Here is a 17,642-nt window from a genome sequence, read left to right on the forward strand (position 1 = left end):
GAGTAGCGGAGTCGAGCTGCGGCGCGTGAGTGGCGCCTCGATTGAGGGCGATCTACGAGGCGAGCAGCTCGCCGAGCGCACCGCCGATAGCTTCGTCTTCGATGAGGAAGGCGTCGTGTCCGTACTCGGAGGAGATGAGCACCGGGGCATCGCCGTGGATGCCGTGTCGCAGACCCGCCGCGAGCTCCCGCTGGCCGGCCACCGGGAAATAGCGGTCGCTGTCGACGCCGAGCACGAGGCTTCGCGCCTCGACCTGAGCGAGTGCGGCGGCGGACCCGCCCCGGCCTCGGCCGGTATCGTGCGAGTTCATCGACTGCGTGAGCACGATGTAGCTGTTCGCGTCGAAGCGGCGGGTGAACTTGTTGCCGTGGAAGTCGAGGTAGGACTCGACGGCGAAGCGACCCTCACCACCCAATGGGTCGATGTCGGACTGCCAGCTGCGCTCGAACCGCTGGTTGAGTTCGGCTGCGGTGCGGTAATTGAGCATCGCCATGCGACGGGCCAGCGCGAGCCCTCGCGTCGGGCCGTCACCGTCGGGCGCGTCGTAGAACTCGCCGCCGCGGAACGCCGGGTCGGTGCGGATCGCCTCGATCTGCACTGAGTTCAATGCGATCTGATCGGCGGATGTCGCAGCCGGTGCTGCGAGTACGGCGATTCGCTCGACGGAGTCGGGTGCCATGATCGCCCACTCCAGCACGTGCATCGCGCCCATGGAGCCGCCGACGACGGCCGCGAAACGCTCGATGCCGAGTTCGCGTGCGAAGGCGATCTGCGCACGCACCTGGTCACGGATCGTCAGGAATGGGAACCTGGGACCCCACTCGGCTCGATCGGGCGCGAGCGATGCCGGGCCCGTTGAGCCCTGGCACCCGCCGAGCACGTTCGGGGCGACCACGAACCAACGGTCGGTGTCGATCGCGAGCCCTGGACCGACGACTCCGGGCCACCAGCCCGCGCTGGGATGCGCCGGGCCGGCCGACCCGATCACGTGACTGTCGCCCGTCAGTGCGTGCAGCACGAGGATCGCGTTGTCGCGTACGGGCGAGAGTGTGCCCCACTGCTCGTAGGCGATGCGGGCGGTCGGCAGCGTCTGGCCGGATTCGAGCGCGACATCGCCGATGTTCACGAACCGCCGGTCGCCGACGGGGTCGCCCTCACGCCAGGCGCCGGTCGTGGGCGGCCGGCCGGCGAGCGACGCAGCCCGCGCCTCGGTGACGATGCTCGCGGGCACCGCGTCAGCCGTCGTCTGCCAGTCCATGCTTCGATTCTTGCCGAGGCGGGCGGCCCGGCGTGCTTTGTTACGCCGGTCTCGAAGGTCGAAGGTCGAAGGTCGAAGGTCGTCGAGAGGTCGCAGATGGTGACGGAGACGACGCCGTGGTCGCCATCTGCGACCTCTCGGTGATCGGAGCGTGCCGAGACGACGGATGCCGCGAGCTCGTGAGCTCGCGGCATCCGCAGGTCGTGTGTCGTGGTGGCTCAGACGCGCGCGGCCTCGGTGGCGGCACGCGCGGCGGCGAAGCCCGCCTCGAGGTCGGCCTTCAGGTCGTCGATGTTCTCGATGCCGACCGACAGGCGCACGAGCCCCGGCGTCACACCGCTCGTGAGCTGCTGCTCTGGAGTCAGCTGCGAGTGCGTCGTCGACGCCGGGTGGATGACGAGGGAACGCACATCGCCGATGTTCGCGAGGTGGCTGAAGAGCGAGAGGTTGTCGACGAGCGCCCGACCGGCGCCCACGCCACCCTTGAGCTCGAACGAGAGCACCGCGCCGACGCCCTTCGGGGCGTAGGTGTTGGCCGCCGCGTACCACGGGCTCGAGGGCAGTCCCGAGTAGTTCACGCTCGCGACATCGGCGTGCGTGTCGAGCCACTCCGCGATCTCCTGCGCATTCTGCACATGGCGCTCGATGCGCAGCGACAGCGTCTCGATGCCCTGGATGAGCTGCCAGGCGCTCGCCGGAGCGATGGCCGCGCCGAGGTCGCGGAGCAGCTGCACGCGCGCCTTGATGATGTAGGCGAGGCCGTCGCCGACCGCGACCGTGTAGCTCGCACCGTGATATGAAGGGTCGGGTTCGGTCAGACCCGGGAACTTCTCGACGTTCTTCGACCACTCGAACGTGCCGCCGTCGACGATGACGCCGCCGATGACCGTGCCGTGGCCGCCGAGGAACTTGGTGGCCGAGTGCACGATGATGTCGGCGCCGTGCTCGAACGGACGGATCAGGTACGGCGTCGCGATCGTGTTGTCGACGATGAGCGGAACGCCCGACTCGTGCGCGACGTCGGAGACCTGGCGGATGTCGAGGATGTTGATCTTCGGGTTGCCGATCGTCTCGGCGAAGAAGAGCTTCGTGTTCGGGCGTACGGCGCGGCGCCACTCATCGGGATCGTCTTGATTCTCGACGAAGGTCGTCTCGATGCCGAGTTTCGCGAGCGTGTACTTGAACAGGTTGTAGGTGCCGCCGTAGATCGACGACGACGAGACGATGTGGTCGCCCGCCTGGGCGATGTTCAGCACGGCGAACGTCGACGCAGACTGGCCCGACGCCACGAGGAGCGCGCCGCTGCCCCCCTCGAGCGCGGCGAGGCGCTCTTCGACCACGGCCTGCGTGGGGTTCTGGATGCGGGTGTAGATGTTGCCGAACTCCGCCAGCGCGAACAGGTTCTGCGCGTGCTCTGCGCTGTTGAACACGTATGAGGTGGTCTGGTAGATCGGCGTTGCACGCGCGTTGGTCACAGGATCGGGCGCCGCGCCCGAGTGCACCTGCTTGGTCTCGAAACGCCAGTCGGCGGTGTCGCTCATGGAAGTCTCCTCAGTCGTCTCGCGCGGGTCCGCCGCGGCTTCGAGCCCACGTTAGGCGGGCACGGGTCGGCGGGCAACGGACGGTGCAACACGGCGTCACGCGTGGTACGCGCCTACTTGTCGTTGGGGTCGGGCGGCAGCACGATCGTGCCCGTCGCGGTCGACGCATCAGGCCGGAACAACCATCGGGCTCGCGGCTCGACGAGCGGCCGGAAGATCCGGCGCACGGGTTTCAGCGACAGCACGATCGAGATGCCGACACAGAAGACCATCATCGCCGGCAGCACCCAGAACGGCTGGTCGCCGGCGAGCAGGCCGGTCTCCCGGAATGGGAACAGCACGAAGGTGTGCAGCAGGTAGATGTACATCGTCGCCGTGCCGAACGGCGTGAACCAGTGCGCGCTGCGCGGCATCAGTACGAGGAAGGCCACCGCGAGCACCATGGCGAATAGCAGCAACCCGAGCCGGATGGCCCCCGACCACGGCTCGTCGTACCCGATCGCCTGGTACGACTCGTCGTAGAGCATGAAGCGGCGAAGCTTCAGGTCTCGCCACGTCTCGATCGCGGCGGGCATCAGGGCGAGCGTCGCGCCGAAGAGCAGGATCGCACCGGCACGCCAGCGCCACGCCACCCCCGAACTGAGTTCCAGCCAGCGTCCGGTCAGCTGCCATTGGCGCAGTTTCCAGCCGAAGACGAAGAACGGCAACATGCCGAGGGTGCGCGACAGGGCGAGGGTCGAGTCGATCGTCTCGGTGTAGCCGGCACCGATCGAGATCGCGATCGCGATGAGCAGCGGGTAGCGCAGGAGCACGAGGTAGGGCAGCACGATGCGCCAGACAGCGAGGGCGATGAGGAACCAGAGCGTCCACGATGCCGTCGTGAAGTCGAGGGTGAATTCGCCGCCGAGCACCCAGCGGATGATCGTCCAGATCGTCTCGAAGATGATGTAGGGGAAGACGATGTCGGTGAGGATCTGGCGCAGGGCCCTGGCGTTCGGTGGGCCCGACTTCGCGAAGTAGCCGCTCACCGTCACGAAGACGGCCACGTGGAACGAGTAGATGAACAGGTACACGCTGTACGCGCTGTCGGACTCGCCGATGAGCGGCAGGATTCCATGGCCGATGACCACGAGGGTGATCGCGATCCACCGGGCGTTGTCCCAGAGAGGGACACGTCTGCGTCGGTGCGGGGTCGCCTGCGGCCTCGTATGCATCAGTCCATTGTCGGTCAGCCCGCCGAGCTTGTCGAAGCGAGGCGGGCGGGGCCCTTCGACGGGCTCAGGGAACGGGGACGGGCGCAGCTCAGGGAACGGGGCCCTTCGACGGGCTCAAGGAACGGGGCCCTTCGACGGGCTCAGGGAACGGGGCCCTTCGACGGGCTCAGGGAACGGGGACGGGCGCAGCTCAGGGAACGGGGACGGGCGCAGCTCAGGGAACGCGGACCGGTACAGCTGATGGAACGTGGGTCGGCACGGCAGAATGGGCGCATGAGTGAACTGCGGGTGGTCGTGACCGGTGCGAGTTCGGGCATCGGGGAGGCGACCGTGCGGGCGTTCCGCGCCGCCGGCTGGAACGTCATCGGCGTCGCCCGCCGTGAAGACCGCCTGCGGGCACTCGAGGCCGAGACCGGGGCATCCGTCGTCGTGGCCGACCTCACGAAGCAAGCGGACGTCGACCGCCTCCGTGACCACCTCGCCGCGACCGGTCCCGTTCACGCCCTCGTGAACAACGCGGGCGGCGCCAAGGGGCTCGACTCGGTCGAAGCCTCCGACATCGACGACTGGGCCTGGATGCTCGATGTCAACGTGCTCGCCCTGAAACGGGTGACGAGCGCCCTGCTGCCGCTGCTGCGGAAGGGCGCCGTCGAGCGCGGCGTCGCCGACATCGTGAACGTCACCTCGATCGCCGGACACACCGCCTACGTCGGCGGCGGCGGGTACAACGCCGCCAAGTTCGCCGCACACGCGCTCACCGAGGTGCTGCGGCTCGAGCTGAACGGCGAACCCCTGCGTGTCATCGAGGTCGCGCCGGGCATGGTGAAGACCGACGAGTTCGCACTCGTGCGCTTCGGCGGAGACCGCGCCCGCGCCGATGCGGTGTACGACGAAGTGCCCGAACCACTCGTGGCGCAGGACATTGCGGCGGTCATCGCCGACGCCGTGCTGAAACCACGACACGTCGACCTCGACCTCATCGTCGTGAAACCCGTTGCGCAGGCGGCTCCGTACCGACTCACGAAGGGGCCGCTGGTCGTGCGCGAGGAGGCGCCGTGACGCCGAAGCCCGAGCCGGCCGCCCCGCGACGACTCGCGTGGGAGCGTCGCACGACGGTGCCGCTGGTCTTGCTCGGCGTGGTCTTCATCGTCGCGTACTCGGTCTACGTGCTCGCGCCGTGGATCCCTCGGGGCCCGGACGCGCTGCTGTTCTGGATGCTCTTCGTCACGTGGGTAGTGTTCGTCGGCGACATCGTCGTGCGTATCCTGCTGACGCCTCGCGGCGGGCGCTGGGCATTTCTGCGGACGCACCCTGTCGACGCCCTCTCCGCGATCGTCCCCGTGTTCCGTGCGTTCCGCGTGCTCTCACTCCTGAGGCAGGTGCCGTACCTGCAGCGACGCAGCGGAGCCGCCGTGCGTACCAACATCGTCATCTACGCGGCCAGCTACGCCGTGGTGTTCGTGTACTTCATCGCCCTTGCGACCCTGCAGGCCGAGCGGAACGCGCCCGGTGCGACCATCACGACGTTCGGCGATTCGATCTGGTGGGCGATCGTCACCGTCGCCACGGTCGGCTACGGCGATATGTATCCGATCACCGCCGAAGGCCGGTTCTACGCCGTGTTCCTCATGGCGGGCGGCGTCGCGATCGTCGGCACCGCGTCGGCGACGATCATCTCGCTGATCAACGAGCGCGTCGGGCAGGTTCGCGAGGCGCATCACCACGATGACGAGCCTCCGGCCGACCGCGAGGCCTGAAGCGAGCGGATGCCGCGGCTTCCGCTCGGCCGCAAGACACCGCCGTGCGGCAGATACCCTGACGACATGACTTTCGATGCCAATGACGCCGCGCACGGAATCGACGCCGTTCAGCGCGAGATCCTTACCTGGGACGAGTTCGGCGACGCAGCGCGATCACTCGCAGGTGACGTACTGCGGTCGGGCTTCCAGCCCGACGTGGTGATCGCCATCGCCCGCGGCGGGCTGCTGCTCGCGGGGGCGATCTCGTATGCGCTCGGCACGAAGGCGTGCGGTTCGATCAATGTCGAGTTCTACACCGGGATCGACTATCGCCGCACCGACGACTGGATCGTCTTCCCGTGGTCGGCGCTGCCGCCCGTCGAGGCTCCGGCCGGCGCGGCGTGACCGCCCATTCGACCCGGGCGCCGCGACAGAACCGCGACGTGACCGGTGGTTGAGATGGCCAAGTCGCTCGACGAACTCGCCTCGACGGGGCTCATCGACCCCGAGTGGGCTGCCGCCCTCGCACCGGTGGCGCCGAAGATCGCCGCCCTCGGCGAGTTCCTGCGCGGCGAGACCGCGGCCGGCCGCGGCTACCTGCCGACGGGCGACCGGGTGCTTCGCGCATTCGGCGCACCGCTCGGCGACGTGCGGGTGCTCATCGTCGGTCAGGATCCGTACCCCACGCCGGGGCATCCGATCGGGCTCTCCTTCGCCGTCGATCCGCACGTTCGACCGGTGCCTCGAAGCCTCCAGAACATCTACCGCGAGCTCGCCGACGATCTCGGAGTCGAGCCGCCGCCGCATGGCGACCTCACCCATTGGAGCGCGAACGGCGTGATGCTGCTCAATCGCGTGCTCACCGTGCAGCCCGGCGCCCCGGCCTCGCATCGCGGAAAGGGGTGGGAGGCGGTCACCGAACACGCGATCCGCACCCTCGTGGCGCGCGGCACCCCGCTCGTGGCGATCCTCTGGGGGCGCGACGCGCAGAACCTCAAACCGCTGCTCGGTGACACGCCGTTCATCGAATCGGTGCACCCGAGCCCGCTCTCGGCGTCACGCGGATTCTTCGGGTCCAAGCCGTTCAGCCGGGCGAACGCGCTGCTCGAGGCGCAGGGCGCAGACCCTGTCGACTGGAGCCTGCCGGCCTGAGCAGGCGTCAGCGCGGGCGTTCGGCCGCGAAACTCATCGGTAACACGGCGCGAGTAATCTGGGCGGCATGCTCGAAGAGGAATATCAGGAGCGCCGAGTACTGCCGCCCCACCTTCGTACCCCGCTGCCGGCCGAGACGCCCTTCGAGTATTCGCTCCGCGACGCGCGCGCAGCCGACCTGCCGGCCGTGCGCGAGATCTACAACTACTACGTCGCCAACTCGACCGTCACCTTCGACGAAGACGCCATGACGCTGAAGGAGTGGAAGGCGAAGTTCGCCTACCTGTCCAAGCTCGGCATGCCGTTCCTCATCGCCGAGTCGCCGAGCGGCCAGTTGCTCGGCTACGCGCTCGTCTCGCCGTGGAAGCAGAAGCGCGCCTACCGATACACCGTCGAGAACTCGATCTACCTCGGCCCCGCGGCATCCGGCAAGGGGCTCGGCCGGGTGCTGCTCGCCGACCTCATCGAGCGATCGAAGGCTGCGGGCCTCAAGGAGATGATCGCCGTCATCGCCGACCAGGGCGCAGAGGCGTCGATCGCGCTGCACGAGAAGTTCGGCTTCGAGGAGATCGGCCGCATGGGTCGCGTCGGGTTCAAGTTCGAGCGCTGGCTCGGCACGGTCCTGATGCAGAAGACACTGAAATAGCGAGCGGATGCCGCGAGCCCGCGTCGCTCAGATGAAGGCGTGATTCAGGTGAAGGCGGTGAACTCGACCTCGGCGGCGAGCATCGCGAGCATCGCCGAGGCCAGTCCGGTCGCGAGCAGGAGGCCGGGGTGGGCCAGGCCGATGACGATCCGGCGGAGCCTCGGGCGGGCGCCGAGCAACGCGACCGGCACTTCGCTCGTCGCGGGAGCCTCCTGCCAGCCCCGCAGGCGCGCGAGGAACCACGAGCAGCGCACGATGAGTGCCGCCCAGAGCACTCCGGCGGCGACCGGGGTCAGGGCCGCGAGCACCTGGAAGCCGATTCCGGTCAGTTCGTCTTCTTTGCCTTCGGCGGCGAGCTGGATGGAAGTCGAGATCGCGGCGCCCAGTACGACGGATCCCGACCACGCCACGAAGGCGAGCACGAGCGTCAGGTAGCGAGCGAAGAAGTGCCCGAAGACCGATGAACGATGCGCGAGATGGTCGCGCGGCGTTGCTCGGAGCACGAGGATCGTGGCGACGAGGCTCGGTCCGACCAGCACGATGAGCAGCAGCGCCCACGCCCAGGTCGGCCAGTCGAGCAACGCAGCGACGACGATGATCGCGCCGATGAGGCCGGCCCATACGGCGCCCCAGGCCAGCGGATGCGCTGTGATCGACGCGCTGAGCTTCGAGGCGGCTCCAGACGCATCCGTGCCCGGCCGTGCCGAATCGTCCCGTGCGCGCATGGCCCCACGTTAGTGCCGGCGCGCAGCGCATCGCCGTAGGCTCGAAGCATGACGGCGCTGCACGACTACACGGCTCTCGAACTCCACCAGTTGCTGCAGGGGGGTGAGATCTCGCCCGTCGAACTCGCCGAGCACTACCTCGGCCGCATCGAACGGCTGAACCCCGAGGTGGGTGCGTTCGCGACGGTGACGGCGGAGGCCGCACTCGAGCGGGCGCGACAGGTCGAAGCCGAGGTGCCGAAGGCTGCACCGCTCTGGGGTCTGCCGCTCGCCGACAAAGACCTGTACCAGAGGGCTCGGGTGCCGGTGCGGTTCGGGTCGCGGGTCTTCGCCGACTTCGTGCCCGACATCTCCGATGAGCTCGTGCAGGCCGTCGATGCGGCCGGTGCCGTGAGTCTCGGCAAGTCGCAGACGCCCGAGTTCGGGCTGCCGGCGTACACCGAGAGCCTGAGCGCGCCGCCGACGCGCAACCCGTGGCAGCTCGAGCTCGGCGCGGGGGGCTCGAGCGGGGGAGCGGCGGCAGCCGTGGCATCCGGAATGCTGCCGTTCGCGCCGGGCTCCGACGGCGGCGGGTCGATCCGCATCCCCGCGGCGTCCTGTGGTCTCGTCGGGGTGAAGCCGTCGCGCGGGCGCGTGCCAGCCGGTTCCGGGCTCACGAGCCTTGCGGGGCTCAGCGTGGCCGGCCCGATCGCTCGCACCGTCGCCGATGCCGCACTCCTCCTCGACGGCTTGATCGCGCCGACGGGCTATCCGGCGGCGCATCGCTTCGCAGTCCGGGCTCCGGGCGACGAAGGGCCGTACCTCGGTGCTGCCATTCGCGGCGAAGGTCGTTTCCAAGTGGGTGTGATGACCGACTCGCCATGGGACGACGCGTACGAGATCGGCATTGCACCGGAAGCCCGGGCGGCGCTGGAACTCGGCATCGAGGCACTCGACGGGCTGGGGCACGGCGTCGAGGCGATGGCGCCCGTACCCGAGCCGGGGTACTCCGACGCGTTCCGCACGATCTGGCAGGCGGGTGCCGCCACGATTCCCGTCGACGGCGAGGCCGAGGCGCTGCTCGAACCGCTGACCCGCTGGCTTCTGACTCGTGGCCGCGCGGTTCCGGCGCGCGAGCTCGCGGAGGCGCTCTCGTGGCTGACGGCGTTCGAAGAGCGCGTGATCAGGCGGTTCTCGTCGTTCGACGCGGTGCTCACCCCGGCGCTCGCCATGACGCCCAGGCCGGTCGGCTGGTACGACCCCGATGACGGCGAACACAATTTCGCGCAGCAGGTGCAGTTCACGCCGTTCACCTCGTTCGTCAACGTCGCAGGCCTGCCGGCGATCACGGTGCCCGTGTCCGAGACCGACGCGGGGGTGCCGATGGGTGTGCAGCTCATCGGCCGCCCGGGCGGCGAGGCCACGCTGTTCGCGCTCGCCGCACAACTCGAGCGCCGGGTGCGGCGCGCGGGGAGGCATCCGGCGATCTGGTGAGCCCGCCGGCTGCGACCTGACCGAGTGTTGTGTCGTGACTTGACGAGCTTAGGTAAGCCTCACCTATAGTGGAGGCATGCTCGGTCTCGACCTCACTCTCTCCTATAACGGTGCCCCAGTCGTGCACGGTGCGGAGATCCACCTCGAACCGGGCAAGGTCACCGCGCTCGTCGGCCCGAACGGCAGCGGCAAGTCGACGCTTCTTCGAGCCCTCGCCCGCCTTCACCAGCCCGATGCCGGCCGGGTGCTGCTCGCCGCCGACAACGGTCACACGATCAGCGAAGGCGCGCCCGGCGCCGAACCCGCCGACCTCCTCGAGCACGGCGTCGACGCCGCCACATTGAACGGTCGCGACTTCGCCCGCCGAGTGACGATGCTCGCCCAGAGCCGCCCCACCCCGGGCGGCATCACCGTGCGCGAGCTCGTGGAATTCGGGCGTCACCCGCACCGCGGCCGCTGGATCGCCGGCGACGCCGGAGGAGGCGAGATCGTCGCCCGAGCCATGAAACTCACGGGCGTCACCGCATTCGCCGACCAGCCCGTCGACCAGCTCTCGGGCGGGCAGATGCAGCGTGTCTGGCTCGCCTCCTGCCTCGCACAAGACACGAGCGTGCTCCTGCTCGACGAGCCGACCACCTACCTCGACCTGCGCTACCAGGTCGAACTCCTCGACCTCATCCGCGAGCTCGCCGACGAGCACGGTGTGACCATCGGCGTCGTGCTCCACGACCTCGACCAGGCTGCTGCCGTCGCCGACCGGGTGGTGCTGCTCGAATCCGGCCGCATCCGCGCCGTCGGCACGCCCGCACAGGTGCTCGTCTCCGACGTGCTGAGCTCGGCCTACGGCATTCGCGTCGACGTCGAGGTCGACGACCGGGGCTGCATCACAACGTGCCCCATCGGCCGGTACAACACCCGTCAACGCGTCGAACGACTCGCCGTCGCCTAGCGTCGGCTCGACCCCTCCACCCCCGCGCGTGGGACTCCCATGCCCGCGCGCCCATCGAAGGACACCATGAGAAGAGCTGCCGTGAATCGGCCGACCATCGCCCTGACCGCCATTGCCGCGGCATCCGTGCTGCTGCTCACCGGCTGCGGCACCACCGAGAACGCCGGTGAGGCGAGCGGCGAGGCCGCGATCGTCATCACCGATGACCGCGGCGAGAACATCGAACTGGCGGCACCGGCCGAGAAGATCGTCGCGCTCGAATGGAACACCGCGGAGAACCTGGTCGCGCTCGGCGTCATGCCCGTCGGCGTCGCCGATGTCAAAGGCTATGGCGACTGGGTCAAGTCGGAGCCCCTCGATGAGGGCGTGACGGATGTCGGAATGCGCGGTGAGCCCTCGGTCGACGCCGTCGCGGGCCTCGCACCCGACCTCGTGCTGACCACCAACGACCTGTCGGAGTCGGTCATCGCCCAGATCGAGGAGTTCGCGCCCGTACTCGTGGTGCGCGGCGCCGACGCCTCGGACCCCATCGGGCAGATGGAGAAGAACCTCGAACGCATCGCCACCGCCACCGGTCAGGAGGCCGAGGGTGAAGAGGTGCTCGCCGGTTTCCAGGAGAAGCTCGCAGAGGGCACGGCGGCGCTCGCCGACGCCGGTCTCGCCGGCGCACCGTTCATGATGAGCGATGCCTGGCCCAGCGGCGGTCAGGTCTCGATCCGGCCGTTCGCCGAGGGTGCCCTGCTCGCCGCGGTCGCCGAGGAACTCGGTCTCGAGAACGCCTGGACCGGTGAGGGTGACGCCGACTACGGCCTCGACACCACCGACGTCGAGGGCCTGACCGGCGTCGGCGACGTGGAGTTCCTCTACATCGCCAACGGCGACATCGACCCGTACCAGAATGAGCTCGCCGGCAACGCAGTGTGGCAGTCGCTGCCCTTCGTACAGAGTGGCAAGGTGCACCGCCTGCCCGACGGTGTCTGGATGTTCGGCGGCCCCTCGTCGATGAACGACTACATCGATGCCGTCGTCGCCACCCTTGCCGGCTGACCAGGCCGCATCGTTGATTCCCGCGCCAGGCGGGGCCGCACGGCCCCGCCTGGGCGCGGTGCTCCTGCTCGCAGTCGGCCTCGTCATCGCGACGCTGCTCGCGGCGGTGCATGTCACGCAGGGCTCCGCGAGCGTCGGGCTGCCTGAGCTGCTCGGACTGCTCGGAGGCGGTTCCGACGATCAGTCGGCAGCCGTGCTCGTCGCCTCGCGGATGCCTCGGCTCGCCGCCGGCGTACTGGTGGGCGTCGCGCTCGGCGTCGCGGGGCTCGTGATGCAGAGCGTCTCACGCAATGTGCTCGCCTCGCCCGATACCCTCGCGGTGAACGCCGGATCGTATCTCGCCGTCGTCGCGGTGGCAGCGTTCGGCATCGTGGTGCCGGTTGTCGGCGGCGGGGTCGTCGCCTTCATCGGCGGTCTCGCGGCGGCCGGTCTCGTGCTCGCGCTCTCGGCTGGCGGTGGGCGCGGCGGGGGCACGGTGCGCCTCGTGCTCGCCGGATCGGCCATCGCGCTGGCGCTCATGGCGCTCACCACGATGCTGATCCTGCTCTACCCCGAACGCACCGAGGGGCTCTACTCCTGGGGCAACGGCAACCTCGCCCAGACGAGCATGGGTCCGATGCTGCAGCTCGGACCCGTCGTGCTGCTGGCCGTCGCCGGCCTCTTCCTGTTCGCCCGCCAGTTCGACCTCATCGCCCTCGGCGATGACACCGCCACGGTGCTCGGCGTTCGGGTGCGTCGCACGCGGCTCATCGGCATCCTGATCGCGGTGCTGCTCTCGGCCGCCGCCGTCACCGTCGCGGGGCCGATCGGCTTCGTGGGTCTCGCGGCACCCGCGATCGTTCGGCTCATCGCCGTGCGGGTGCCCGGCATGCAACGGCACGTGCTGCTCATCCCCGCTGCCGCCCTGATGGGCGTCATCGTCGTGCTCGGTGCAGATGTGCTGTTGCGACTCGCATTCGGCGGCCAGGCCGCAGTGGAGGTTCCGACGGGCGTCGTCACCACGATCTTCGGCGCGGTCTTCCTCATCGCGCTCGCGATGCGGGCTCGGGCATCGTCGGACAGCGGCACCGGCTTCGTGATCGGCGCCGGACTCTCGCGGCGTGGTCGAGGGCTCGTGATCGCGGCATCCGCAGTGCTGCTCCTCGCGCTCGCCTTCGTATCGCTCCTGCTCGGCGACGCGAAGCTCCTCGGCGGCGACGTGCTCAACTGGATCACCGGCCAAGCCGGGCCGCTCGTCGAGTTCGTGATGAACACCCGCGCTCCCCGCGTCGCCGCGGCGATCCTCGCCGGCGCCGCGCTCGCGCTCGCGGGTACGGTCGTGCAGGCCGTCTCGCGAAACCCGCTCGCCGAACCCGCGATCCTCGGCGTCACCGGGGGAGCGGGCGTCGGCGCAGTGGTCGTGATCACCTTCTGGCCGTTCGCGACGTTCCTCGGAGTGACGGTCGGCGGCCTCGCCGGGGCGGCGCTCGCCGCCCTCATCGTCTTCGGACTCGCGATGCGTGGCGGCCTCGCATCGACGCGGCTCATCCTGATCGGGCTGGGCGTCTCCGCAGCCGCGGGCGCCGTCACCTCGATGCTCATCATCGCGACCGACCCGTACAACGGGGCCAAGGCACTGACCTGGTTGTCGGGCTCGACGTACGGGCGAACGTTCCCGCAGTTGATTCCGCTCGCGCTCGTGATCCTCGCTTCGGTGCCGCTGCTCGCCTCGGCCCGCCGTGAGCTCGACCTGCTGGCCTTCGACGACGACACGCCGCGCGTTCTCGGCGTGCGGCTCGGTTCTGCACGCCTCGGTCTGCTCGCGGTCAGCGTCGTACTTGCGGCGACGGCGGTCGCGGCGGTCGGCGTCATCGGCTTCGTCGGGCTCGTCGCGCCGCACGCGGCGCGGGCGCTCGTGGGCTCGCGTCACGCCCTCGTGCTGCCCCTCGCGGCACTGCTCGGCGCGCTGCTCGTGTGCGTCGCCGATACTCTCGGCCGCACGCTCATCGCCCCCGCCCAACTGCCCGCCGGCCTGCTGACGGCGATCGTCGGCGCCCCCTACTTCGTCTGGCTGCTGTGGCGTTCGCGCCGCACCGCCTGAGAACTCGACAGGAGAGACCCCGCATGGCCAAGTCCGGATACCGCGTCTTCGACACCCGGGTCGGTGAGATCAGGCGGATGTCACCGCACTTCACGCGCGTGACGTTCCGCTCCGACAACCTCAGGGAGCTCGGCTGGGACGGCCCCGACCAACGCATCAAGGTCGTGCTCCCCCTCGAGGCGAGCGGATTCGATGAGGTGCCGATCGAGGCCGACTGGTACGCCGCGTGGCGGGCGTTGCCCGACGAGCGGCGCAACCCGATCCGCACGTACACGATCCGCGCTGCTCGCCCCGAATCGGGCGAACTCGACGTCGACTTCGTGGCCCACGGTGACAGCGGTCCTGCATCCCGCTGGATCGCTGGCGCCCGACCCGACGACCGCATGCTGATCGTCGCGCCCGACGCCACGAGTGACGAGGAGTCGGGCGGCTGGGAGTGGCACCCGGGCGCCGCCCGCACGCTCCTCATCGCCGGTGACGAGACCGCCGTTCCGGCGGTGGGCGCGATTCTCGAGCAACTGCCCGCCGATGCGCGCGGGGCGGTCTTCCTCGAGGTGCCCGAGGCCGACGACGCGTTGGAGCTTCGCGCACCGGTCGGCGTCGAGGTGAACTGGCTCCCGCGCGGCGAGCAGAGCGTCGAGTTCGGCGCTCGCCTCGTGGCAGCGGTCACGGAGTGGGCCGACGCGTGGGTGGCCGCCGAACCTGCCGCGGCCGCCGTACCGGCTGCCGCGCCCGCAGCGGTTCGTGAGCTGCCGGCGCTCGACGACGAGGACGTCGTGTGGGAGGTGCCCGAGGCAGCCGACGACGGCGGACTCTACGCCTGGCTCGCGGGCGAGGCCTCGGCGATCACGACCCTTCGGCGGCATCTCGTCAAGGGACTCGGCGTCGACCGTCGCCGCGTCGCGTTCATGGGGTACTGGAAGCTCGGCCGCGCCGAGGGGTAGGCAGGTAGCCGCCCGCCTCGAGCCCGGCTTCGATCTCGAACCGGTTCTTCAGGGGGTCTCGCCCGGCGATGAGGTACAGCAGCGGGAAGAGCATCCCGTACTTCAGCCACTGCTCCTTGTGCACTGCCTCGTGACCGAGCACGCGGTCGCCGGAGTTGCGGTTCGTGAGATAGCAGCCGCCGACGCACGAGCCGCCACGGCCGAACGTCCACTTCGGCATGCCGCTGAAGATGAAGAGCCCGTGCTTGCGCTCGATCGGACCCGTGCTCCAGATGAAGCCCCAGGTGAAGCCGACGGCGGTCGCCCACCAGTAGCCGAGGCGACTGATGGGCGAGCTCGTGAGGCTGATGCGGAGGACGGGCTCGCTCACGCTGCCGCCTCCGATGCGTCGATCGGGCCGTCGGTCGCTGCAGCGTCCGTCGACGCCGCGGCATCCACCGAATCCGCGACATCCGCTGCCCCCGGCCTGCCGAGGGCTTCGAGCAATCGCAACCAGACCTCGCTCATCGTCGGAAAGGCCGGCACCGCGTGCCAGAGCCGGTCGATCGGTACCTCGCCGACGATCGCGATGGTCGCCGACTGCAGCAGCTCTGCGACGTCTTGACCGACGAAGGTCGCGCCGACCACCGTGTTGCGTTCGGCGTCGACGACGAGTCGTGCCTGACCTCGGTAGTCGTCGGCGAGGATGCCGGCACCGCTGACGGAGGCGAACGAGACGTCGGCGACGCGCACACGCCGCCTCTCGCGCTCGGCCGCGGCGAGCGTGAGCCCGACCGACACGCACTCGGGTTCGGCGAACACGACCTGCGGCACGGCGGAGTGGTCAGCGGTCGCGACGTGCGCGCCCCACGGCGCGGTCTGCTGCTCCCGTGCGAGCGCGCGCGCCGTGATCAGGTCGCCGACCGCGCGCGCCTGATACTTGCCCTGATGGGTCAGCAGAGCCCGATGATTGATGTCGCCCACGGCGTAGAGCCATGGCGCATCGTCGTTACCGGTCGCTCCGCCCGCGAGCATCGTGTCGTCGACGACGACCCAGGCGCCGGGTTCGAGGCCGACGGTCTCGAGGCCGAGCTGCTCGGTGCGGGGCTTGCGCCCGGTGGCGACGAGCACTTCGTCGGCCGTCACGACCGCGCCGTCGTCGAGGGTGATGACGACCTCGCCGGAATCATTGCGCTCGACCCGCGAGGGTTGCACACCGAGGCGAACGGATGCCCCGAGCCCGCGCAGACCTTCGGCGACGGCCTCTCCGGCGAACGGCTCCATGCCACCGATCAGGCCGCTGCGGGCGAGCACGGTGACCTCCGTGCCGAATCCGGCGTATGCGGTCGCCATCTCGACCGCGACGACGCCGCCGCCGATGATCGCGAGTCGCGCGGGCGGATCGGTGACGCTCGTTGCCTCGCGGCTCGTCCAGGCGAGGGCTTCGGCCAGACCGTCGATCGGTGGCACGACGGGGTCCGATCCCGTCGCCACGATAACCGCGTGCCGGGCGAGGAGCGTGATGCGGGTGCCGTCGGGACGTTCCACGATGACACGACGTTCGCCGTCGAGGCGGCCGTGGCCGCGCTCGAGGCCGATGTCGACGCTCGCCAGCCAGTCGGCACCGCCCTGGTCGTTCCAGTCGGAGACCCAGTAGTCGCGTCGGGCGAGCACCGCCGACACATCGAGAAGCCCGGTCACCGCTTCCCTGGCGCCGCCGACGCGTTGTGCCGCGCGCAGTGCGGCGGCGCTTCGCAGCAGCGTCTTCGAGGGAACGCACGCCCAGTAGGAGCATTCGCCGCCCACGAGTTCTCGTTCGACGAGCACGACTTCGAGCCCTGCGGCTCGAGCTCGATCCGCCGCGTTCTCTCCGACCGGCCCTCCGCCGATGACGATGACGTCGACTTCGCGTTCCATCCCGTTCCCCTCCGGCGTGCCGGCGCTCGCCGACGGCCTGGCTCAAGCCTAGGCAGAACGACGCCCCGGGGCATCCGGAATCAGCGTTGCTCGGCCGCTCCGCCAGAGGTCAGCGCGGCCACGAGGCGGAGGATCGTCGGCAGGTCGTCGTCGGCAGCCTGCGGCGATGCGGGGGCGAAGCCGGCGATCGCAGCGCCGGCGAGCGGGAACCGGGCGACGACCGCGCGCACGAGCGCCACGAGCTCGGTGGCACCGATACCGAACGGCATCGGATAGGAGAGCCCGGCGAGCGCCGAAGGGTCGAGCACGTCGAGATCGATGTGCACGAACACTTGCGACGCGCCGGTCGCTTCGAGCGCGGAGATCACGACCGTGGGGTCGGAGAGATCCTCCACGGTGAGCGTCGACACGCCGTGCGCGTCGATGAAGCGGCGCTCTTCGTCGTCGATCGCGCGGACGCCGCCGAGCACGAGCCGCTCGGGAGCGACACGGGTGTCGGGACCCAACGCGAGACCCTCGGCCCCCTCGCCGACGATGGCACGCAGTGTCATGCCGCCGAACCCGCCGGACGGCGAGGATTCGGGGGTGTTCAGGTCGGGGTGCGCGTCGAGCCAGAGCACCGCGAGGTCGCCGCCTGCACGCGCGGAGGCGTGAGTGACCGACGCGAGGGAGGCGCCGCAGTCGCCGCCGATCGTGAGCGCCCAGTCAGGCACTCGGCGGAGGGCTTCGGCTGTGCGTTCACGTACCCGCACGAGCGTGCTGTAGCGCAGCACGCCCGTGCCGAGGGCTTCACCGGCTTCGACCGGCACTTCGACGACGATGGTCGACGATGCCGGCAGGTCGCCGAGGATGGCGTCCGCGCCGTCGGCATGACTCATGGCACGGGACGAGACGGACCCCTGCCAAAGGGGGACGACGACGAAGGTGGCTGGCATGTCCTCCAGTATCGCGCGGCGGCGCCGCAGTCGCATGCAAACG

16 protein-coding genes and 1 pseudogene are annotated in these 17,642 nt (G+C 69.8%); 10 read left to right on the plus strand and 7 right to left on the minus strand.

The window, feature by feature from the left end:
* Positions 1 to 52: 52 nt before the first annotated feature.
* The 3 genes and pseudogenes from metX to AC1C2U_RS14600 form a co-directional block, all read right to left on the minus strand.
* Positions 53 to 1,258 (minus strand): homoserine O-acetyltransferase MetX, encoded by a 1,206-nt coding sequence (gene metX / locus AC1C2U_RS14590; RefSeq protein ID WP_495362481.1) that lies wholly within the window; start codon positions 1,256 to 1,258, stop codon positions 53 to 55.
* 218 nt (positions 1,259 to 1,476) lie between these two features.
* A pseudogene (locus tag AC1C2U_RS14595) lies at positions 1,477 to 2,802 on the minus strand (bifunctional o-acetylhomoserine/o-acetylserine sulfhydrylase); the annotation flags it as partial.
* 110 nt (positions 2,803 to 2,912) lie between these two features.
* Positions 2,913 to 4,013, minus strand: a complete 1,101-nt coding sequence (locus AC1C2U_RS14600) for an acyltransferase family protein (protein ID WP_495362482.1) — start codon at positions 4,011 to 4,013, stop codon at positions 2,913 to 2,915.
* Between the two features lie 273 nt (positions 4,014 to 4,286).
* Here AC1C2U_RS14600 and AC1C2U_RS14605 point away from each other — a divergent pair, with 273 nt between their 5' ends.
* The 5 genes from AC1C2U_RS14605 to AC1C2U_RS14625 all read left to right on the plus strand — a co-directional run bounded on the left by AC1C2U_RS14605 (position 4,287) and on the right by AC1C2U_RS14625 (position 7,550).
* On the plus strand, positions 4,287 to 5,072 hold the full coding sequence (locus AC1C2U_RS14605) for an SDR family NAD(P)-dependent oxidoreductase (RefSeq protein ID WP_495362483.1): 786 nt from the start codon (positions 4,287 to 4,289) through the stop codon (positions 5,070 to 5,072).
* Positions 5,069 to 5,770 (plus strand): potassium channel family protein, encoded by a 702-nt coding sequence (locus AC1C2U_RS14610; RefSeq protein WP_495362484.1) that lies wholly within the window; start codon positions 5,069 to 5,071, stop codon positions 5,768 to 5,770. Before AC1C2U_RS14605 ends, AC1C2U_RS14610 begins: the two co-directional genes overlap by 4 nt.
* A 66-nt stretch (positions 5,771 to 5,836) precedes the next feature.
* Complete coding sequence (locus tag AC1C2U_RS14615) at positions 5,837 to 6,157, plus strand: phosphoribosyltransferase (RefSeq protein ID WP_495362485.1); 321 nt, start codon at positions 5,837 to 5,839, stop codon at positions 6,155 to 6,157.
* Between the two features lie 54 nt (positions 6,158 to 6,211).
* The gene (locus AC1C2U_RS14620) at positions 6,212 to 6,904 is read left to right on the plus strand and encodes a uracil-DNA glycosylase (protein ID WP_495362486.1); all 693 of its coding nucleotides are present in this window, start codon (positions 6,212 to 6,214) and stop codon (positions 6,902 to 6,904) included.
* A gap of 67 nt (positions 6,905 to 6,971) precedes the next feature.
* A complete protein-coding gene (locus tag AC1C2U_RS14625; protein WP_495362487.1) occupies positions 6,972 to 7,550 on the plus strand; it encodes a GNAT family N-acetyltransferase in 579 nt (192 codons plus the stop codon).
* A gap of 44 nt (positions 7,551 to 7,594) precedes the next feature.
* Here AC1C2U_RS14625 and AC1C2U_RS14630 read toward each other — a convergent pair whose 3' ends face one another.
* On the minus strand, positions 7,595 to 8,275 hold the full coding sequence (locus AC1C2U_RS14630; protein WP_495362489.1) for a hypothetical protein: 681 nt from the start codon (positions 8,273 to 8,275) through the stop codon (positions 7,595 to 7,597).
* Between the two features lie 48 nt (positions 8,276 to 8,323).
* Here AC1C2U_RS14630 and AC1C2U_RS14635 point away from each other — a divergent pair, with 48 nt between their 5' ends.
* The 5 genes from AC1C2U_RS14635 to AC1C2U_RS14655 all read left to right on the plus strand — a co-directional run bounded on the left by AC1C2U_RS14635 (position 8,324) and on the right by AC1C2U_RS14655 (position 14,768).
* Positions 8,324 to 9,748 (plus strand): amidase, encoded by a 1,425-nt coding sequence (locus AC1C2U_RS14635; RefSeq protein ID WP_495362490.1) that lies wholly within the window; start codon positions 8,324 to 8,326, stop codon positions 9,746 to 9,748.
* Between the two features lie 76 nt (positions 9,749 to 9,824).
* On the plus strand, positions 9,825 to 10,697 hold the full coding sequence (locus AC1C2U_RS14640) for an ABC transporter ATP-binding protein (protein WP_495362491.1): 873 nt from the start codon (positions 9,825 to 9,827) through the stop codon (positions 10,695 to 10,697).
* An 81-nt stretch (positions 10,698 to 10,778) separates the two neighbouring features.
* Positions 10,779 to 11,744, plus strand: coding sequence for an iron-siderophore ABC transporter substrate-binding protein (locus AC1C2U_RS14645; protein ID WP_495362492.1), 966 nt, complete (start codon positions 10,779 to 10,781; stop codon positions 11,742 to 11,744).
* On the plus strand, positions 11,716 to 13,824 hold the full coding sequence (locus tag AC1C2U_RS14650) for an iron ABC transporter permease (RefSeq protein WP_495362493.1): 2,109 nt from the start codon (positions 11,716 to 11,718) through the stop codon (positions 13,822 to 13,824). The genes AC1C2U_RS14645 and AC1C2U_RS14650 overlap by 29 nt, the downstream gene beginning before the upstream one ends.
* Before the next feature lie 23 nt (positions 13,825 to 13,847).
* Entirely contained in the window at positions 13,848 to 14,768 is a 921-nt protein-coding gene (locus AC1C2U_RS14655; protein ID WP_495362494.1) for a siderophore-interacting protein, read from the plus strand.
* On the opposite strand, the gene AC1C2U_RS14660 is transcribed toward AC1C2U_RS14655, so the two are convergent.
* The 3 genes from AC1C2U_RS14660 to AC1C2U_RS14670 form a co-directional block, all read right to left on the minus strand.
* On the minus strand, positions 14,731 to 15,138 hold the full coding sequence (locus AC1C2U_RS14660) for a Fe-S oxidoreductase (RefSeq protein WP_495362495.1): 408 nt from the start codon (positions 15,136 to 15,138) through the stop codon (positions 14,731 to 14,733). The two genes, AC1C2U_RS14655 and AC1C2U_RS14660, sit on opposite strands and share 38 nt — an antisense overlap.
* Positions 15,135 to 16,664, minus strand: coding sequence for a dihydrolipoyl dehydrogenase family protein (locus tag AC1C2U_RS14665; RefSeq protein WP_495362496.1), 1,530 nt, complete (start codon positions 16,662 to 16,664; stop codon positions 15,135 to 15,137). Before AC1C2U_RS14665 ends, AC1C2U_RS14660 begins: the two co-directional genes overlap by 4 nt.
* A gap of 80 nt (positions 16,665 to 16,744) precedes the next feature.
* Positions 16,745 to 17,599: an arginase family protein gene (locus AC1C2U_RS14670; protein WP_495362497.1), complete on the minus strand. Its 855-nt coding sequence runs from the start codon at positions 17,597 to 17,599 to the stop codon at positions 16,745 to 16,747.
* Positions 17,600 to 17,642: the final 43 nt, after the last annotated feature.

Source organism: Agromyces sp. Y575 (genome assembly GCF_059445445.1).

Coding starts and splice junctions, on each gene's coding strand:
- AC1C2U_RS14600 (WP_495362482.1), bottom strand. CDS start 4,013: ATGCATACGAGGCCGCAGGCGACCCCGCACCGACGCAGACGTGTCCCT.
- AC1C2U_RS14615 (WP_495362485.1), top strand. CDS start 5,837: ATGACTTTCGATGCCAATGACGCCGCGCACGGAATCGACGCCGTTCAG.
- AC1C2U_RS14620 (WP_495362486.1), top strand. CDS start 6,212: ATGGCCAAGTCGCTCGACGAACTCGCCTCGACGGGGCTCATCGACCCC.
- AC1C2U_RS14640 (WP_495362491.1), top strand. CDS start 9,825: ATGCTCGGTCTCGACCTCACTCTCTCCTATAACGGTGCCCCAGTCGTG.
- AC1C2U_RS14630 (WP_495362489.1), bottom strand. CDS start 8,275: ATGCGCGCACGGGACGATTCGGCACGGCCGGGCACGGATGCGTCTGGA.
- metX (WP_495362481.1), bottom strand. CDS start 1,258: ATGGACTGGCAGACGACGGCTGACGCGGTGCCCGCGAGCATCGTCACC.
- AC1C2U_RS14625 (WP_495362487.1), top strand. CDS start 6,972: ATGCTCGAAGAGGAATATCAGGAGCGCCGAGTACTGCCGCCCCACCTT.
- AC1C2U_RS14650 (WP_495362493.1), top strand. CDS start 11,716: ATGCCGTCGTCGCCACCCTTGCCGGCTGACCAGGCCGCATCGTTGATT.
- AC1C2U_RS14665 (WP_495362496.1), bottom strand. CDS start 16,664: ATGGAACGCGAAGTCGACGTCATCGTCATCGGCGGAGGGCCGGTCGGA.
- AC1C2U_RS14655 (WP_495362494.1), top strand. CDS start 13,848: ATGGCCAAGTCCGGATACCGCGTCTTCGACACCCGGGTCGGTGAGATC.
- AC1C2U_RS14635 (WP_495362490.1), top strand. CDS start 8,324: ATGACGGCGCTGCACGACTACACGGCTCTCGAACTCCACCAGTTGCTG.
- AC1C2U_RS14670 (WP_495362497.1), bottom strand. CDS start 17,599: ATGCCAGCCACCTTCGTCGTCGTCCCCCTTTGGCAGGGGTCCGTCTCG.
- AC1C2U_RS14605 (WP_495362483.1), top strand. CDS start 4,287: ATGAGTGAACTGCGGGTGGTCGTGACCGGTGCGAGTTCGGGCATCGGG.